At 70.1% G+C, this 18,197-nt stretch carries 14 protein-coding genes; 7 read left to right on the top strand and 7 right to left on the bottom strand.

Features of this window, described 5'->3' with window-relative positions:
- Window positions 1-72: 72 nt before the first annotated feature.
- From metK to ahcY, 5 genes are read left to right on the top strand one after another with little or no spacing between them, the layout of a single operon-like run.
- Entirely contained in the window at window positions 73-1,281 is a 1,209-nt protein-coding gene (gene metK / locus ACWD1U_RS35310; protein WP_451113452.1) for a methionine adenosyltransferase, read from the top strand.
- A gap of 32 nt (window positions 1,282-1,313) precedes the next feature.
- Entirely contained in the window at window positions 1,314-2,297 is a 984-nt protein-coding gene (locus ACWD1U_RS35305; protein ID WP_451113451.1) for a carbohydrate kinase family protein, read from the top strand.
- Complete coding sequence (metH, locus tag ACWD1U_RS35300; protein WP_451113450.1) at window positions 2,285-5,782, top strand: methionine synthase; 3,498 nt, start codon at window positions 2,285-2,287, stop codon at window positions 5,780-5,782. Before ACWD1U_RS35305 ends, metH begins: the two co-directional genes overlap by 13 nt.
- Window positions 5,779-6,636 (top strand): methylenetetrahydrofolate reductase [NAD(P)H], encoded by an 858-nt coding sequence (gene metF, locus ACWD1U_RS35295; RefSeq protein WP_451113449.1) that lies wholly within the window; start codon window positions 5,779-5,781, stop codon window positions 6,634-6,636. The genes metH and metF overlap by 4 nt, the downstream gene beginning before the upstream one ends.
- Window positions 6,626-8,029, top strand: a complete 1,404-nt coding sequence (gene ahcY / locus ACWD1U_RS35290) for an adenosylhomocysteinase (RefSeq protein ID WP_451113448.1) — start codon at window positions 6,626-6,628, stop codon at window positions 8,027-8,029. The genes metF and ahcY overlap by 11 nt, the downstream gene beginning before the upstream one ends.
- Window positions 8,030-8,163: 134 nt before the next feature.
- On the opposite strand, the gene ACWD1U_RS35285 is transcribed toward ahcY, so the two are convergent.
- From ACWD1U_RS35285 to ACWD1U_RS35255, 7 genes are all read right to left on the bottom strand, one after another.
- A complete protein-coding gene (locus ACWD1U_RS35285) occupies window positions 8,164-8,949 on the bottom strand; it encodes an ABC transporter permease (protein WP_451113447.1) in 786 nt (261 codons plus the stop codon).
- Window positions 8,946-9,902, bottom strand: coding sequence for an ATP-binding cassette domain-containing protein (locus ACWD1U_RS35280; protein WP_451113446.1), 957 nt, complete (start codon window positions 9,900-9,902; stop codon window positions 8,946-8,948). The genes ACWD1U_RS35285 and ACWD1U_RS35280 overlap by 4 nt, the downstream gene beginning before the upstream one ends.
- Before the next feature lie 14 nt (window positions 9,903-9,916).
- Window positions 9,917-10,588 (bottom strand): DUF4097 family beta strand repeat-containing protein, encoded by a 672-nt coding sequence (locus tag ACWD1U_RS35275; RefSeq protein ID WP_451113473.1) that lies wholly within the window; start codon window positions 10,586-10,588, stop codon window positions 9,917-9,919.
- A gap of 777 nt (window positions 10,589-11,365) precedes the next feature.
- Complete coding sequence (locus ACWD1U_RS35270; protein ID WP_451113445.1) at window positions 11,366-13,633, bottom strand: MMPL family transporter; 2,268 nt, start codon at window positions 13,631-13,633, stop codon at window positions 11,366-11,368.
- A 284-nt stretch (window positions 13,634-13,917) separates the two neighbouring features.
- On the bottom strand, window positions 13,918-14,418 hold the full coding sequence (locus ACWD1U_RS35265) for a GtrA family protein (protein ID WP_451113444.1): 501 nt from the start codon (window positions 14,416-14,418) through the stop codon (window positions 13,918-13,920).
- Window positions 14,419-14,447: 29 nt separating this feature from the next.
- The gene (locus ACWD1U_RS35260; protein WP_451113443.1) at window positions 14,448-15,140 is read right to left on the bottom strand and encodes a DUF4097 family beta strand repeat-containing protein; all 693 of its coding nucleotides are present in this window, start codon (window positions 15,138-15,140) and stop codon (window positions 14,448-14,450) included.
- A 785-nt stretch (window positions 15,141-15,925) separates the two neighbouring features.
- Complete coding sequence (locus ACWD1U_RS35255) at window positions 15,926-16,132, bottom strand: hypothetical protein (protein ID WP_451113442.1); 207 nt, start codon at window positions 16,130-16,132, stop codon at window positions 15,926-15,928.
- A 627-nt stretch (window positions 16,133-16,759) separates the two neighbouring features.
- Here ACWD1U_RS35255 and ACWD1U_RS35250 point away from each other — a divergent pair.
- Both ACWD1U_RS35250 and ACWD1U_RS35245 read left to right on the top strand, forming a co-directional pair.
- Entirely contained in the window at window positions 16,760-17,317 is a 558-nt protein-coding gene (locus ACWD1U_RS35250) for a hypothetical protein (protein ID WP_451113441.1), read from the top strand.
- A gap of 275 nt (window positions 17,318-17,592) precedes the next feature.
- Window positions 17,593-17,997 carry a hypothetical protein gene (locus ACWD1U_RS35245; protein WP_451113440.1) on the top strand — a complete coding sequence of 135 codons (405 nt, stop codon included), beginning with the start codon at window positions 17,593-17,595 and terminating at the stop codon, window positions 17,995-17,997.
- Window positions 17,998-18,197: the final 200 nt, after the last annotated feature.

Genomic DNA, 18,197 nt, shown 5'->3' with positions numbered 1-18,197 from the left:
CCCGGCGCACGACGCCGGACACCGGGGCACGGGCGGCACGTTGGACCACGACTGCTCACGCCTAGGAGAGACATGGCAACCCGGCTGTTCACCTCGGAGTCCGTCACCGAGGGCCACCCCGACAAGATCGCCGACCAGATCAGCGACGCCGTCCTGGACGCCCTCCTGAGCCAGGACCCGGCCTCCCGGGTGGCGGTGGAGACCCTGATCACCACGGGTCAGGTCCACGTCGCCGGGGAGGTGACCACCTCCGCCTACGCGGACATCCCCGGCATCGTCCGCGAGACCGTCCTGGGCATCGGCTACGACTCGTCGGCCAAGGGCTTCGACGGCGCCTCCTGCGGGGTGTCCGTGTCCATCGGCGCCCAGTCGCCGGACATCGCCCAGGGCGTGGACACCGCGTACGAGAAGCGGCTCGGCGGCACCGACGACGACCTCGCCGCGCAGGGCGCCGGGGACCAGGGGCTGATGTTCGGGTACGCCACCCGCGAGACCCCCACCCTGATGCCCCTGCCCATCGAACTCGCGCACCGGCTGTCGCGCCGGCTGGCCGAGGTCCGCAAGGACGGGCTGATGCCCTACCTCCGCCCCGACGGCAAGACACAGGTCACCATCGAGTACCGCGACGACCTCCCGGTACGCCTGGACACGGTCGTGGTCTCCTCCCAGCACGCGGCCGGCATCGACCTCGACCACATGCTGACCCCGGACATCCGCCGGCAGGTCGTGGAACCCGTCCTCGCCCAGCTGGCCGAGGACGGCATCAAGCTGAAGACCGAAGGACACCGGCTGCTGGTCAACCCCACCGGCAAGTTCGAGATCGGCGGCCCGATGGGCGACGCCGGCCTGACCGGCCGCAAGATCATCATCGACACGTACGGCGGCATGGCCCGCCACGGCGGCGGCGCCTTCTCCGGCAAGGACCCCTCCAAGGTGGACCGTTCGGCCGCCTACGCGATGCGCTGGGTCGCCAAGAACGTCGTCGCGGCGGACCTCGCCGAACGCTGCGAGGTCCAGGTCGCGTACGCGATCGGCAAGGCCGAGCCGGTCGGCCTGTTCGTCGAGACCTTCGGCACGGAACACGTACCGCCCGCTGCCGTCGAGCGGGCCATCCACGAGGTGTTCGACCTGCGTCCGGCCGCCGTCATCCGTGACCTCGACCTGCTGCGCCCGATCTACGCCCGCACCGCGGCGTACGGGCACTTCGGCCGTGAGCTGCCCGACTTCACCTGGGAGCGCACCGACCGCGCCGACCGCCTCCGCGCCGCCGCAGGCCACTGAACCGGCCGCGCCGACAAGGGCTGGGAGTTGCCATGCGCATCGCCGTGACCGGTTCCATCGCCACCGACCACCTCATGACCTTCCCCGGCCGGATCGTGGACCAGCTGCTCCCCGACCGGCTCGACCGGGTGTCACTGTCGTTCCTCGCCGACGACCTGGAGGTGCGCCGCGGCGGGGTCGCCGCCAACATCTGCTACGGGCTCGGCGGGCTGGGACTGGACCCCGTGCTCGTCGGAGCGGTCGGCAGCGACTTCGGTGAGTACGTGGCCTGGCTGAAGGAACCCGGCGTCGACACCGGCGCCGTACACGTCTCCGCCCGGCGGCAGACGGCCCGGTTCGTGTGCCTCACGGACCAGGACGCCAACCAGATCGCCGCGTTCCACGCCGGCGCCATGACCGAGGCCCGCGACATCGACCTCGGGCGTCTCGATCCGCTGCCCGACCTCGTGCTCGTGGCACCCGACGACCTCGAGGCCATGCTGCGCCACACCGCGCGCTGCCGTGCGCTCGGCATCGCCTTCGCCGCCGACCCCTCACAGCAACTGGCCCGCCTCGACGGCGACCAGGCACGCACCCTGCTCACCGGGGCGCGCTGGCTGTTCACCAACGAGTACGAGGCGACCCTGCTGCTGGAAAGCACAGGCTGGAGCCGCGACGACGTCCTCGGCCACGTCGGCGCGTGGGTCACCACGCTCGGCGCCGACGGCGTCCGGATCGAGGCCGCCGACCGCCCGGCGTTCAGCGTGCCCGCCGTCTCCGGCGTCCGGCCCACCGACCCGACCGGAGCCGGCGACGTCTTCCGCGCGGGCTTCCTCGCGGCCCTCGCCCGGGGCCTGGACAGCCCGCACGCGGCCCGGCTCGGCTGCGCGCTGGCCTCCCTGGCCCTCGCCGAGGTGGGCTCCCAGGCCTACACGCCCGACCCCGTCCGGCTCACCGTCGTCCTCGCCGAGACCTACGGCACGGCGGCGGCCGAGGTCATCGCGGCCCGCCTGGGAGGCGTGCCATGCCAGCGGTGACGGCAGGCGGCGAGACCCTCCGCGAGGTGCTCGCCACGCGCGTGGTGGTGGCCGACGGCGCGATGGGCACCATGCTCCAGGCCCATGACCCGACCATGGAGGACTTCCAGCAGTTGGAGGGCTGCAACGAGGTCCTCAACGCCACCCGCCCGGACATCGTGCGCTCCGTCCACGACGCCTACTTCGCGGCGGGCGTGGACTGCGTGGAGACCAACACCTTCGGCGCGAACCACACGGCACTGGCCGAGTACGACATCGCCGGCCGCGTGCACGAACTGTCGCAGGCGGGCGCCCGCATCGCCCGGGAGGCAGCCGACGCGGCCACGCGGCGCACCGGACAGCGGCGCTGGGTCCTGGGCTCCATGGGCCCGGGCACCAAGCTCCCCACCCTCGGCCACATCGGCTACGCCACCGTCCGTGACGGCTTCCAGGCCAACGCCGAGGGCCTGCTCGCCGGCGGCGCGGACGCGCTGCTGGTGGAGACCACGCAGGACCTGCTCCAGACCAAGGCCTCCGTCCTGGGCGCCCGGCGCGCCATGGAAACCCTGGGCACCGAGGTCCCGCTCCTGGTCTCCATGGCCTTCGAGACCACCGGCACGATGCTGCTGGGCTCGGAGATCGGCGCGGCCCTGACGGCGCTGGAGCCGCTGGGCATCGACATGATCGGCCTGAACTGCTCCACCGGCCCGGCGGAGATGAGCGAGCACCTGCGCTACCTCGCCCGCCACTCCCGCATCCCCCTGCTGTGCATGCCGAACGCGGGCCTGCCGGTCCTCACCAAGGACGGCGCGCACTTCCCGCTCGGCCCCGAAGGACTGGCCGACGCGCAGGAGACGTTCGTCCGGGAGTACGGGCTGTCCCTGGTGGGCGGCTGCTGCGGTACCACGCCGGAGCATCTGCGTCAGGTCGTGGAGCGGGTGCGTGGCACCGTTCCGGCGGAGCGGGACCCGCGTCCGGAGCCGGGTGCGGCGTCGCTGTATCAGACGGTGCCGTTCCGGCAGGACACGTCGTATCTGGCGATCGGTGAGCGGACGAACGCGAACGGGTCGAAGAAGTTCCGTGAGGCGATGCTGGAGGGCCGCTGGGACGACTGTGTGGAGATGGCCCGGGACCAGATCCGCGAGGGCGCGCACATGCTGGACCTCTGCGTGGACTACGTGGGCCGCGACGGCGTCGCGGACATGGAGGAACTGGCCGGCCGCTTCGCGACCGCTTCGACGCTTCCGGTGGTGCTGGACTCCACGGAGGTGGAGGTCATCCGGGCCGGGCTGGAGAAGCTGGGCGGCCGGGCGGTGATCAACTCGGTGAACTACGAGGACGGTGACGGTCCGCAGTCGCGGTTCGCCAAGGTCACCAAGCTGGCCCGGGAGCACGGTGCGGCGCTGATCGCGCTGACCATCGACGAGGAGGGCCAGGCGCGGACGGCGGAGAAGAAGGTCGAGATCGCGGAACGGCTGATCGCCGATCTGACCGGGAACTGGGGGATCCACGAGGCGGACATCCTGGTCGACTGCCTGACGTTCACCATCTGCACCGGGCAGGAGGAGTCCAGGAGCGACGGCATCGCCACCATCGAGGGCATCCGCGAGCTCAAGCGCCGCCACCCGGACGTGCAGACCACGCTGGGCCTGTCGAACATCTCCTTCGGCCTGAACCCGGCCGCCCGCATCCTGCTGAACTCCGTCTTTCTGGACGAGTGTGTGAAGGCGGGCCTGGACTCGGCGATCGTGCACGCGTCGAAGATCCTGCCGATCGCCCGCTTCGACGAGGAGCAGGTGCAGACGGCTCTGGACCTGATCTACGACCGGCGCCGTGATGGCTACGATCCGTTGCAGAAGCTGATGCAGCTCTTCGAGGGCGCCACCGCGAAGTCGCTGAAGGCGTCCAAGGCTCAGGAGCTGGCCGCTCTCCCGCTGGAGGAGCGTCTCAAGCGCCGCATCATCGACGGCGAGAAGAACGGCCTCGAAGCCGACCTGGACGAGGCGCTGACGCAGCGTCCGGCGTTGGACATCGTCAACGAAACCCTGCTGGACGGCATGAAGGTCGTCGGGGAGCTGTTCGGCTCCGGGCAGATGCAGCTGCCGTTCGTGCTCCAGTCCGCCGAGGTGATGAAGGGTGCGGTGGCCCATCTGGAGCCGCACATGGACAAGACCGACGACGACGGCAAGGGCACCATCGTCCTGGCCACCGTCCGCGGTGATGTCCACGACATCGGCAAGAACCTCGTCGACATCATCCTGTCCAACAACGGCTACACCGTCGTCAACCTCGGCATCAAACAGCCCGTCTCGGCGATCCTGGAAGCCGCCGAGGAACACCGCGCCGACGTCATCGGCATGTCCGGTCTCCTGGTGAAGTCCACCGTGATCATGAAGGAGAACCTGGAGGAGCTCAACCAGCGGGGCCTGGCCGCCGACTACCCGGTCATCCTCGGCGGCGCCGCCCTCACCCGCGCCTACGTCGAACAGGACCTCCACGAGATCTACGACGGAGAAGTCCGCTACGCCCGCGACGCCTTCGAGGGCCTGCGCCTGATGGACGCCCTGATCGGCATCAAGCGCGGCGTGGCCGGCGGGAAGCTGCCCGAACTCAAGCAGCGCCGGGTCCGCACCGCCACCATCGAGGTCGAGGAACGGCCCGAGAAGGGCCATGTCCGGTCCGACGTCGCCACCGGCAACCCGGTCCCCGCCCCGCCGTTCTGGGGCACCCGCGTCGTGAAGGGCATCCAGCTCAAGGAGTACGCGTCCTGGCTGGACGAGGGTGCCCTGTTCAAGGGCCAGTGGGGGCTGAAGCAGGCCCGCACCGGCGAGGGGCCCTCGTACGAGGAACTGGTCGGGACGGAGGGCCGGCCCCGTCTGCGCGGCCTGCTGGACCGCCTCCAGAGGGACAACCTCCTGGAGGCGGCCGTGGTCCACGGCTACTTCCCCTGCGTGTCCAAGGACGACGACCTGATCGTCCTCGACGAGGCCGGCAACGAGCGCACCCGCTTCACCTTCCCGCGCCAGCGCCGCGGCCGGCGCCTGTGCCTGGCCGACTTCTTCCGGCCCGAGGAGTCCGGAGAGACCGACGTCGTCGGCTTCCAGGTCGTCACCGTCGGCTCCCGCATCGGCGAGGAGACCGCCCGCCTCTTCGAAACCAACGCCTACCGCGACTACCTCGAACTCCACGGCCTGTCCGTCCAGCTCGCCGAAGCCCTCGCCGAGTACTGGCACGCCCGCGTCCGCACCGAACTCGGCATCGCGGCGGACGACCCGCGCTCGCTGGACGGCATGCTCCGCACCGAGTACCAGGGCTGCCGCTACTCGCTGGGCTACCCGGCCTGCCCCGACCTGGCCGACCGCGCGAAGATCGCCCACCTGCTCCGGCCGGAACGCATCGGCGTCCACCTGTCCGAGGAGTTCCAGCTCCACCCCGAACAGTCCACCGACGCCATCGTCGTCCACCACCCGCAGGCGAACTACTTCAACGCGGGAGGCCGCGCATGACGACCTTCTCCTTCGAGTTCTTCCCGCCGAAGACCGCCGCCGGCGAACGAACGCTGTGGCAGGCGATCCGCCGGGTGGAGACGCTGCGCCCGGACTTCGTCTCCGTGACCTACGGCGCGGGCGGCTCCTCCCGGGACCGGACCATCGAGGTCACCCGGCGCGTCGCGGCGGAGACGACCCTGCGTCCCGTCGCGCACCTCACCGCCGTGGGCCACTCGGTGACCGAGCTGAGGCAGATCATCGGCGCCTACGCGGACGCCGGCATCAAGGACGTCCTCGTCCTGCGCGGCGATCCCCCCGGCGACCCCCGAGGGCCCTGGGTGCCGCACCCGGACGGCTTCACCCACGCCTACCAGCTGGTCGAACTCGTCGGCTCCCTGGGCGACTTCACCATCGGCGTCGCCGCCTTCCCCGAGCGGCATCCCCGCTCGCCCGACTGGGACACCGACATCCGGCACTTCGTGGCCAAGTGCCGCGCCGGCGCCGACTACGCCATCACGCAGATGTTCTTCCACGTCGAGGACTACCTGCGGCTGCGCGACCGGGTGGCCGCGGCCGGCTGCGACATCCCGATCGTCCCCGAGATCATGCCCGCCACCGACGTACGCCAGATCCGCCGCTTCGCCGAGCTGAGCGACGCCGCCTTCCCCGAGGACCTGGCCCACCGTCTGGAAGCCGCTCGCGAGGATCCCGCCACGGGCCACCGCATCGGCGTCGAGTACGCCACCGCCATGGCCGAACGCCTCCTGGCGGAGGGCGCGCCCGGTCTGCACTACATCACCCTGAACAGGTCCACCGCGGCCCTGGACATCCACCGTAGCGTCATCAGTTCAAGGAGCATTCGTGTCGCCTGAGTTCGCGGATTTCAAGGTTGCCGACCTCTCGCTGGCCGCGTTCGGCCGCAAGGAGATCACCCTCGCCGAGCACGAGATGCCCGGACTGATGGCGATCCGCGAGGAGTACGCCCAGGCGCAGCCCCTGGCCGGCGCCCGCATCACCGGTTCCCTGCACATGACGGTACAGACCGCCGTCCTGATCGAGACCCTGGTCGCCCTGGGCGCCGAGGTCCGCTGGGCGTCCTGCAACATCTTCTCCACCCAGGACCACGCGGCCGCCGCGATCGCCGCCGCCGGCATCCCGGTCTTCGCCTGGAAGGGCGAGACCCTCCAGGAGTACTGGTGGTGCACGGAACAGGCGCTGACCTGGCCGGACAGCCCCTCCGGCGGCCCGAACATGATCCTGGACGACGGCGGTGACGCCACCACCCTCGTCCACCAGGGCGTCGAGTACCTCAAGACCGGTGAGCTGCCCCCGGCCGACAACGAGGAACTGGCGGCCGTGGCCGCCCTGCTGAAGGCGAGCACGCTCGACTGGACCGGCATCGCCGCGCAGATCCGCGGGGTGACGGAGGAGACCACGACCGGCGTCCACCGCCTGTACGAGATGCACCGCGAGGGCTCTCTCCTGTTTCCGGTGATCAACGTGAACGACGCGGTGACGAAGTCGAAGTTCGACAACAAGTACGGCTGCCGGCACTCCCTGATCGACGGCATCAACCGCGCCACGGACGTGCTGATCGGCGGCAAGACCGCGGTCGTCTGCGGCTACGGCGACGTCGGCAAGGGCTGTGCGGAGTCCCTGCGCGGTCAGGGCGCCCGCGTGATCGTCACCGAGATCGACCCGATCTGCGCCCTCCAGGCCGCGATGGACGGCTACGAGGTCACGACGCTGGACGAGGTCGTCGACAAGGCCGACATCTTCATCACGACCACCGGCAACAAGGACGTCATCCTGGCCTCGGACATGGCCAGGATGAAGCACCAGGCGATCGTCGGGAACATCGGCCACTTCGACAACGAGATCGACATGGCCGGCCTCGCGAAAGTCCCCGGCATCGTCAAGGACGAGGTCAAGCCGCAGGTCCACACGTGGACCTTCCCCGACGGCAAGAAGATCATCGTGCTGTCCGAGGGCCGCCTGCTGAACCTGGGCAACGCCACCGGTCACCCGTCGTTCGTGATGTCCAACTCGTTCGCGGACCAGACGCTGGCCCAGATCGAGCTGTTCACCAAGCCAGACGCGTACGAGACGGGCGTCCACGTGCTGCCCAAGCACCTGGACGAGAAGGTCGCCCGCCTCCACCTCGACGCGCTCGGAGTCAAGTTGACGACGCTGCGCCCGGAGCAGGCGGCGTACATCGGTGTCGGGCCCGAGGGCCCCTACAAGCCGGACCACTACCGCTACTGACGACGCTGAGCGAAGGCAGGCCCGTCGCGGCTATCAGGGAGATAGCGGCGACGGGCCTTCGTGGATCGGGGCGTTCGTCGTGTGACGTTGTCGGCCGGGGGCGCGGGCGGTGGCCCGCGCTGTCACGGTGCGGACTACTTCGCGTCGCGGTTGAAGGTCGAGGTGGACCAGAAGTAGCCCAGGACCGTCAGCGCCAGGCACCAGACGACGGCGAGCCAGCCGTTGTGGCCGATCTCGGTGCCGAGGAGCAGGCCGCGCAGGGTCTCGATGGCCGGCGTGAAGGGCTGGTACTCGGCGATCGGCTGGAACCAGCTTGGCATCGAGTCGACCGGCACGAAGGCACTGGACAGGAGCGGCAGCAGGATCAGGGGCATGGCGTTGTTGCTGGCGGCCTCGGCGTTGGGGCTGACCAGGCCCATACCGACGGCGATCCAGGTGAGCGCCAGCGTGAAGAGGGCGAGCAGCCCGAAAGCCGCAAGCCACTCCAGGGCGGTGGCGTCGGTGGAACGGAAGCCGATGGCCACGCCGACGGCGCCGACGAGGACCACGCTCAGGATCGACTGCAGCACGCTGCCGGCCACGTGCCCGACGAGGATCGAGGGCCGGTGGATGGCCATGGTGCGGAAGCGCGCGATGATGCCCTCGGTCATGTCGTTGGAGACGGAGACCGCGGTGCCGATGACGGTGGAACCGATGGTCATCAGCAGCAGACCGGGGACGATGTAGGCGATGTAGGCGGAGCGGCCGCCACCGCCGATGCCCGCGCTCATGGTGTCGCCGAAGATGTAGACGAACAGCAGGAGCAGCATGATCGGCGTGAGCAGCAGGTTCAGTGTGAGCGACGGATAGCGGCGCGCGTGCAGCAGGTTGCGGCGCAGCATCGTGTTCGAGTCACGCACGGCGAGGGACAAGGAACTCATCGGACAGCCTCCTTGGGCTGGGTGGGGACGCCGGCGCCGCTGGTCAGGGCGAAGAACACGTCGTCGAGGTCGGGGGTGTGCACGGTCAGTTCGTCGGCCTCGATGCCGGCGGAGTCCAGCCAGTCGAGGACGGAGCGCAGCTCGCGCTGGCTGCCGTCGCTGGGGATCTGAAGGGCGAGTGCGTCGTCGTCCCGGTTCGCCTTGTCCAGCGCGAGGGCGGCGGCCTGGTAGGAGACCGGGTCGGTGAAGCGGAGCCGGACGTGGCCGCCGGGGACGAGGCGCTTGAGCTCGGCGGCGGTGCCCTCGGCGGCGATCTTGCCGTCGTTCAGTACGGCGATGCGGTCGGCGAGTTCGTCGGCCTCCTCCAGGTACTGCGTGGTGAGGAAGACGGTGACGCCGTCGGCGACCAGCTCGCGGATGATCTGCCACATGTTGTGGCGGGAGCGCGGGTCCAGGCCGGTGGTGGGCTCGTCGAGGAAGATGATCCGCGGGCTGCCGACCAGCGTCATGGCGATGTCCAGACGGCGCTTCATGCCGCCCGAGTAGGTAGAGGCGGGCTTCTTCGCCGCCTTCACCAGGTCGAAACGCTCCAGCAGTTCGGCGGTCACCCGCCGTCCCTCCTGCTTGGACAGGTGGTGCAGGTCGGCCATGAGGAGCATGTTCTCCTCACCGGTGATCAGACCGTCCACGGCGGAGAACTGTCCCGTGACACCGATCGCGGCACGCACCGCCTGTGGGTCCGCGGCGACGTCGTGACCGGCGACCTGGGCCTGTCCGCCGCCGGCGGCGATCAGAGTGGACAGGATCTGCACGGTCGTGGTCTTGCCGGCCCCGTTCGGGCCGAGCAGGGAGAAGATCGTTCCCTCGGGGACGATCAGGTCGACGCCGTCGAGCACGGTCTTGTCACCGTACGACTTGCGCAGCCCGTTCGCTGCGATGGCCGGCTTGGTCATGAGGAGAGCTCCTTTTACAGGCTGCGGGCGGTGATGTCGCCGTAGGCGGTGGTGGCGTGGATGGTGAGGGCGGCGGCGGGTCCGTCGGTGTTGGTGAGGGTGTTGTCGATACGGCCGTGGGTGGTGCCGGCGTCGAGGGTGGCGGAGGTGCCGCGGGCGGCGCCGACGGTGATGTCGCCGTGCTCGGTGCGCAGGGTGACCTTGCCGCGCACGGCCTCGGTGACGTGCAGGTCGCCCTTCTGGGTGCTGATCTCGGCGGGGCCGTTCAGGCGGTGGACGGTGATGTCGCCGGCGGCGAGGGTGAGGCGGGCGCCTTCGGCTTCGGCGAGGTCGACGGTGGCCTGGGCGCTGTCGAGGGTGACGTGACCGAGCCGTCCGGTGCCGTGGAGCTGGATGTCGGCGCCCTTGGCCTCGACGCGGGAGCCGGCGGGCAGGTGCACGGTCACCTCGATGGTTCCGGAGGAGCCGAGGACCTGGTTCTTGGCAGTGGGGGCGTCGATGCGCAGGGTGCCGTCGGTGCAGGTGACCGTGGTCTGTTCGGCGGCCTTCACGTCGCGGCTCTTGGAGGCGTCGGCGGGCATGACCTCGACGGTGGTGTCGGTCCGCTCGGCGGCGATGAACCGGACGCGTCCCGCGGGGATGTCGAGGACGGCCGCGACGGGGGCGGGGGTGTCGAACTTCTGCATGGTGCACTCCTTGTTCTGCATCGTGCGCTCCTGCGACCCGATGTTTCTGATGATGGAAACGCTACGTTGCATTTATGAACTCGGCAACATGCTTGTTGCGTACAGGTGCCATAAATGCAGGTCAGACCAGTAAAATCGTTGCACTGGAGCTGGGTGTTAATGCAACAACACCCATTCCGCTCGTTGCGATGAGGTGGAGGTGAACGCTATGCCGGAGGCATCCGGAGCGCGCAGGGGGCCGCGAAGCCGCAAAGAGGCCCCGCCCGGCAGGAACCGGACCGGGCGGCTGGGGGCGTGGAGCCGGAGCAGGGCGTCGGCGTGCGCGGCGGCCGGGGCGTGCGGGTGAAGTTTGGCGCACCGGAAGGCGATGCGGTCGCATCGTCCGGCGATCCGGTCGGGGCGGGCGGCGCGCAGCAGGGCGCGGAGCGCGTGCAACAGATACCGACACGGGGCGAGGACGCCGGACGGCCGGGCGGTGGGGAGATCGGCGTACCGGTGTGGGACGGTGCCGCGCGGCGTGGGCCCTTCGCGCCGCGGTGGCTGCGGGACGCGACCGGTGCCGGAAGTCGGGGTCGCCATGGGATCAGTGAACCGGAGGCCCGCGGCGGTGACCATCGGTCTCGGCCCGACCTTGAGCGGCTCTCGAGCGGCTCTGCAGGACACGGCGGCCCAGGCCGTCTCCGGTCTCTCCCCGGGGCCCGGCCCGCACAACCACGACGGCCCGGTGCGACCTGAACCAGGTCGCACCGGGCCCTCGTCGGTCACCCGCGCACCGCCTCAGTGCACGAGGTCCCGCTCGTGGTCCGGGTCGCTCCGGGGCGCCGACGGCGGCGGACCGGACGGCAGCCGCCGCCGCAGCCTCTCGCCCTCGACGTCCACGTTGGGCAGCAGCCGGCCGAGCCACTTCGGCAGCCACCAGGCGGCGTCGCCGAGCAGCGAGTGCACGGCGGGCACGATCGCCATCCGGACCACGAAGGCGTCGAACAGAACGGCGGAGGCGAGGCCGAAGCCCATCATCGCGACCAGGTCCTCGTCCTCCACGACGAAGCCCGAGAAGACGCTGATCATGATGACCGCGGCGGCGGCGACCACCCGGCCGCTGTGGTGGAAGCCCGAGACGACGGCCTCCTTCGCCCGGACGCCGTGGACGTACGCCTCACGCATCCGCGTGACCAGGAAGACCTCGTAGTCCATGGCGAGGCCGAAGACCACACCGATCATGAAGATCGGCATCGTCGTCATGATCGGGCCGGTCTGCTCGATGCCGAAGAAGTCGGCGGCCCACCCCCACTGGAACACCGCGACCAGCGCGCCCAGTGCCGCGCTCACCGAGAGCAGGAAGCCGAGCGCGGCCTTCAGCGGGACCAGGAGCGAACGGAACACCAGGAGCAGCAGCAGGAAGGCCAGGCCGACAACCAAGGCGAGGTAGGGCAGCAGCGCGTCGGACAGGGTCTGCGAGAAGTCGATGAACAGCGCGGTCTGGCCGGTCACCAGGATTTCGGTGGCACCCGCGGACGCCCCGAGCGAAGCGGCCCTCGCGCGGATGTCCTTGACGAGCTGTTCGGTCCTGGCGTCGGTCGGCCCGGTCTCCGGGACGACGCTGAGGATGGCGGTGTCGCCCGCCTCGTTGGCGTTGGCCCCGGAGACCGAGGCGACGCCCGGGGTCTTCTTCAGCGCCTCGCCGACCTTGTCGCCGGCGGCGGCCGCGTCCTCGCCCTCGACGGTCAACGTCAGCGGTCCGTTGAAGCCGGGTCCGAAGGAGTCGGACAGCAGGTCGTACGCCTTGCGCTGGGTGGTGTCGGTCGCCATCGTGCCCTCGCCGGGCAGGCCGAGCTCCAGCTTGGTGGCGGGCAGGGCGAGCGCGCCGAGTCCGGCCACCGCGACGACGAGCACGGCGACCGGGTGGCGCACCACGAAGGAGGCCCAGCGGGTGGACACGTTCGGCTTGGTCCGCGCGGCCAGTTTCGCGGCCTTCTGCTCGGACCTGCGCAGTTTGCGCGCCGACAGCGGCTTCCTGGTCTGGACGAGCCGGCGGTCCGCGACCCGCAGCACCCGGCGCGGCGCGAAGCCGAGCAGGGCGGGCACGAAGGTGACCGCGATCAGTACGGCGACGGCGACCGTGCCCGCCGCGGCGAGGCCCATCTTGGTGAGGATCGGGATGTCGACGACCGCGAGGCCGGCGAGCGCGATGATGACCGTGAGCCCGGCGAAGACGACGGCCGAACCGGCCGTGCCGGTCGCCAGCCCCGCCGCCTCCTGGGGGGAGCGGCCCTCGGCGATCTCGGCACGGTAGCGGGAGACGACGAACAGGGCGTAGTCGATGCCGACCGCGAGGCCGAGCATCATCGCCAGTGTCCCGGTCGTGGCGGACAGCCCGAGGGCGCTGCCGAGCGCGGCGATGGCGGAGGTGCCGACGGCGACCCCGATCAGGGCCGTGAGCAGCGGCATGCCGGCGGCGATCAGCGAGCCGAAGGTGAGGAACAGGACGACGGCGGAGATCAGCACGCCGACCTGCTCGCCGGTGCCGGACATGGTCTGCTCGACCATGACCGCGTCCCCGCCCGCCTCGACGGTCAGACCGCCTTCGCGGGCCCGGTCGGTGGCCGCGGTGAGCGCCTCACGGGCCTCGTCGGTGAGGTCGGGCGCGGCGACCTCGTAGGTCACCACGGTGTAGGCGGTGCGACCGTCCTCGCTGACCGAGTCGGCCGTGAACGGGTCGGCGACGCCCGCCACCTGGGGCGCCTTGGCGAGTTCGCCGACGAGCGCGCCGATCGCCGCCTTCTCGCCCTCGATGCTCCCGCCCTCGGGCGCGCGGACCACCACACGGGCGGTGGCGCCGTCGGTGCCGGCGGCCGGGAACTTCTCCTCGAGCAGGTCGAAGGCCTTCTGCGACTCGGTGCCCGGCATCGAGAACCGGTCGGTCGGCGGAGCGGGAGCGGACGCGGCCGCGGCACCGACGCCGCAGACGATCAGCACCCACAGCAGGGTGACGAGGCCGCGTCGCCGAAAGGCGAAGCGGCCGAGTTTGTACAGGAAGGTAGCCACGGGAAACCGCACTTCCGTCGGATGAGGGGGGTGAGGAGGAACGCGTACGGCCGGCCGTACGGGCATGACGGCCGGGCGGACGGCTCGGACATGCGCACACGGTGACCCAGTCGGCGGCTGCGAGGCCAGATTCTCCACCGGGGGAGGACTGGTCCTCGAGCGGACGTCGAGCAGACGGACGCTCCCGGCCGCACGGGCCGTACGCCGCGAGGGACGTCGCCGTACCGGATTTCGCCGTACCGGATCTCGCAGCGAGGGGCTACGTGGCCCGCGCCGGTGTGCGCCTACGCGACCGCGAGGCCGGGGGAGGCCGTTCCCTGCCGCGTCGACGGCCGTGCGGCCCGGGCGGGGCGGCCGGCGAAGACGTAGAGGCGCAGGGCGAGGAAGCGGCCCGCGCCGGCGAGGCCTGAAGCGCCGAGGTAGACGATCTGCTCGGTCGGCATGCCGGCGGAGGGCCGCACCAGATGCAGGACGTGAACGGCGACGCCGGTCGCCAGGAAGGCGACGGTCGCCGAGCCCGCGGACTGCCAGTGCTCCCGCCATCCGGCGCCGCGCCCCTTGGCGAAGGTGAAGCGGGCGTGGAGCTCCGTGCACAGCAGGGTGGAGAGGATGGTGACGATCGCGTTCGAGACCACCCAGGGCAGGGGCACGGCCAACAGCGGTACCGCGAAGCTGGAGACGACTCCGACGCCGCCACCGGAGATCACGAACCGTACGAAGGAGGCGACCGGCCCGGGACCGGCCGAAGCCGCCACCTCGCACCTCTTCCCGAGCAGTGACTTCATGGCGGCGTCCTTCCTGGTGTCGGGGGCTTCTACAGGCTGCGGGCGGTGATGTCGCCGTAGGCGGTGGTGGCGTGGATGGTGAGGGCGGCGGCGGGTCCGTCGGTGTTGGTGAGGGTGTTGTCGATACGGCCGTGGGTGGTGCCGGCGTCGAGGGTGGCGGAGGTGCCGCGGGCGGCGCCGACGGTGATGTCGCCGTGCTCGGTGCGCAGGGTGACCTTGCCGCGCACGGCCTCGGTGACGTGCAGGTCGCCCTTCTGGGTGCTGATCTCGGCGGGGCCGTTCAGGCGGTGGACGGTGATGTCACCGGCGAGGAGGGTGAGGCGGGCGTTCGCGGTCTCGTCGAGCTTGACCGATCCCTGCGCGCCCTCGAAGACGACGTCGCCGAGGCGTCCGACGCCCCTCAGCTCGGCGCCGGCGGCCTTGGCCTCGACGCGGGAGCCGGCCGGCAGCTGGACGGTCACCTCCAGGGCACCCGAAGAGCCGAGGAGCCGGTTCCTGGCCGCCGGGGCCTCGATGCGCAGGACACCGTCGGTGAAGGCGACCGTGGTCTGCTCCGCCGCCTTCACGTCCCGGCTCCTGGAGGCGTTGGCGGGCAGGATCTCGACTGTGGTGTCGGTCCGGTCGGCGGCGATGAACCGGATGTGCCCGGCGGGGATGTCGAGGACGGCCGCGACGGGGGCGGGGGTGTCGAACCTTTGCGTCGCGCTCTTGGTCAGCTGCATCGTGCACTCCTTCGATCCGCTGTTTCTGATGATGGAAACGCTACGTTGCATTCATTGATGCTGCAACTCATTCGTCGCATGCACGCGGCATCAATGCAGGTGAAAGCCAAGAAAACGTTGCAATGGTCATAAAGCTAATGCAACACGCTAACCTTGTTCGTTGCAATGGATTGGATTGAACGCTATGGTGGAGGACGCGACGGCGAGAAACACACGAAGGGACGGCGCCGCCTGAGCCACGTCTCACCCGCCCCCACCCCTCACCCGCGGCTCCTCCAGCACCCGCGCGAAAACACGGGCACGCCCGACGCTGACGACGGACGCCCCGACGACCTCACGCAGCGATCCGCAAGCTCGCGATTCGCACGCTCTCGACGCGCACGCTCTCGACGCGCACGATCGCCGGGCACCGTCCCAAGGTCCACCGGAGACCCGCTGAAGCCTCGCTGGAAGCTCGTCACAGAAGGAGTCCCGCCCGCCGCCCGTCCCTCCCCAGGAGCGGCCCGGAACGGTGGGGGCGACCCCGAACGGCACGTTCGTCACGCTCGGGGCCACCGAAGTCGCCACTCGCGCGCAGGCGGCCGGCAGCGCGGCACGAGGACATGCGGCGACCGTCAACGCCGCCCCGGCGTCACCTCCTGGAGCGAGGACGGCACCCCGCTTTCCCGCGCTCATGGATTTGCCAGACCCGGTGTGACTCCCTACCGGCGAAGGCCGCGCATACTCGAAGTGGTCCACGCCGGATCCCGCAGAGACGTTGAACTCAGCCTCCGAAAAAACCTCAGTCAGATCTTCGGGGCCAGGCGATGTCGATGGGGGTGGGACCGAAGACCGGGCGAGGTGAGCCCCAGTGCTCTGTTGTCGCGTCCGGCGTTCATGTGGTCGAGCCAGCGCTCGTACCAGTCGAGGAAGTCAGCGGCCGACGAGACGTCGGGGCCCCAGTGGCCGTCGCTGTTACCGGTCAGGACGCGGCCGGCCAACGGGCCGCTCACGGCAAGGACGCATACGTCCGCGCAGCCCATCTCAATGATGTGGAGGAATCGGTCTCCGCCGCTGTCCGGAGGTCCTGCGGGATCGAAGCCGCGCGGGGTGCCGGGTTCTTGCGCGGGCTGCATGTGAAGCAGCTGCCACTGTTCCAGTGGCATGAGTCCGTAGAAAGGGGCCGCGCCTGAACCACCGGCATGCAGGAGGAAGTGCCGGAAGGTGACCGGGAGGTCGACGTGGTGCTCGGCCTCGAATGCGTCGACGCGTGCCGCTGCCAACGGTTGGCCGAGATGGAATCGGTGTTTCCTGCGGCCACAGCCCCAACTGCGCCAGGCCCGCGCCCCCCGCGCTGTTTCACGCGACCGAGGTCAGAACGGCGCCAAGAGCATTGGCTCAGTGAATTCCTCGGTGAGGGCGGAAGTGAACGGCCGGCTCGCAAGAAGTACGCCGGTGATACGGCATCCGTCTCAGGTGCTTCTTCCTGCCCTGTGGACATGAGGGGAATGCGTCTCGTGTTTCCGGCCCACGGGAAAGCAGTTCTCAATGGCTCCGGGTAGCACGCCCGTTGGGATGCTGTTCGGCCGGAGCCTCAGGGGACCGAATGGCCTCGTCGAGGCCGAAAGGAAGGCGCCACGATGTTCCGCAGAATTCGCCGGGCTTCTTTTGCCGTCGCCGCTGCCCTGAGTGTCACAGCGGCCCTGTCCGGGACGGCCACCACGGCCATGGCCGCTCCGGCGGCGGACGGCGGCCAGGTCACCTGTCTCGTCAACGCGACGATCACATTCACGCCCGGCCTGACCCTCTACCCCACCCCGCAGCACATCCAGTTCGACGTGCACTACAGCGGCTGTACCTCGGCGACGGGCTCACCGGTCACTGGCGGTGCGCACTCAGGGTCGTTCGACGGCCTTCGCGGGTGCCTCTACGATCCCGCCCCCACCGGGATGACCTTCGACGTGGATTGGGACGAAGGCCCGGACAGTCACGTGGTGGGCCTCGCCAAGGGCGAGGACCTGGGCGGCCAGTCCGTACACACCATCACCGGTGCCGTGACCGGCGGCCAGTTCATGGGGTCGTCGTTCGAGGAGGTGATCAACCAGAACAGCCTGGACCTCCGCCAGTGCGCGACCACCGGCGTGAAGTCGCAATCCGGAACCGGGTTCGTGACCATCACGCCGGGTGCGGCCGGGTGACGGTCGGCCCATGTCCGCCCGCTCGCCGCTCCGGCGGCGTGCGCCAAGGACCGGCGTAGGGCTGGAGCGATCTCCCGAGGCCAACCGTGGACCACCGCAGCGGTCGGCGGCATGCTGCGCCGGGTCGCAGCCCGTGTGGAGATCGGCCGGGTGGTGCCGCATGCCTTCCGGCGCTGATTCCGACGGGCCGGCCTCTGAACCAGGCGCAGGCCCCAGACCAGATGTGCGGAAAGGGTGGAACTGGGAGCCTGGCCCTCGAGTCTCATGCTCCGGGAGTGGCCGACGAGGGACAGGAAACGGTGCGTCAGCTGCTGGGCCGCAGCCCGGCTCCCGGCCTGTTCGTCCGGTTTCTCGAGGAGACGACCCGGTGGGACAACGTCGGTGTCTACGGCATCAAGCGCAAGAACGCACTGCCCGACGCTCCCCTGGACTACAGCCGCTACCTGCGTCTGCGCCGGCAGGGATCCCAGTTCGGCGGCTTCGCCTACGTCTACGCGGAGTACAGCACCATCAATCTCCGGCTCAACTACAGCCAGCAGAAGCTCGACGAGCTCGGCATCAAGTCCGCCCGGACCCTCACCACCGGGCACCGGGAGTACCGCGTCAGCGTCGACCTCACCGACGAGACAAGCCTGGCCGACGCCCTTCAGCTGGCCGAGCTCGCCTACAACGCCACCTAAGCACGTCACCCTCTTGACCTGCTGGAACAGCTGACAACGCTGGATAACCGGGGACTCAGGCCGGCGCAGCTCTCCGGCCGCACCTTAGAAGAGGCCCCTGGTCGCCACCTTAGGTTCTAGCGATCGTCGCAACACCCCAGCCCAGGGGTGCGATGTTCGAGATCCGCAAGACCCGGACGGTGGCTCAGGGCCGCAGGAAG

The sequence above is a fragment of the Streptomyces sp. NPDC002788 genome (assembly GCF_053592115.1).
This window is presented reverse-complemented; position numbering and strand designations above follow the sequence as displayed.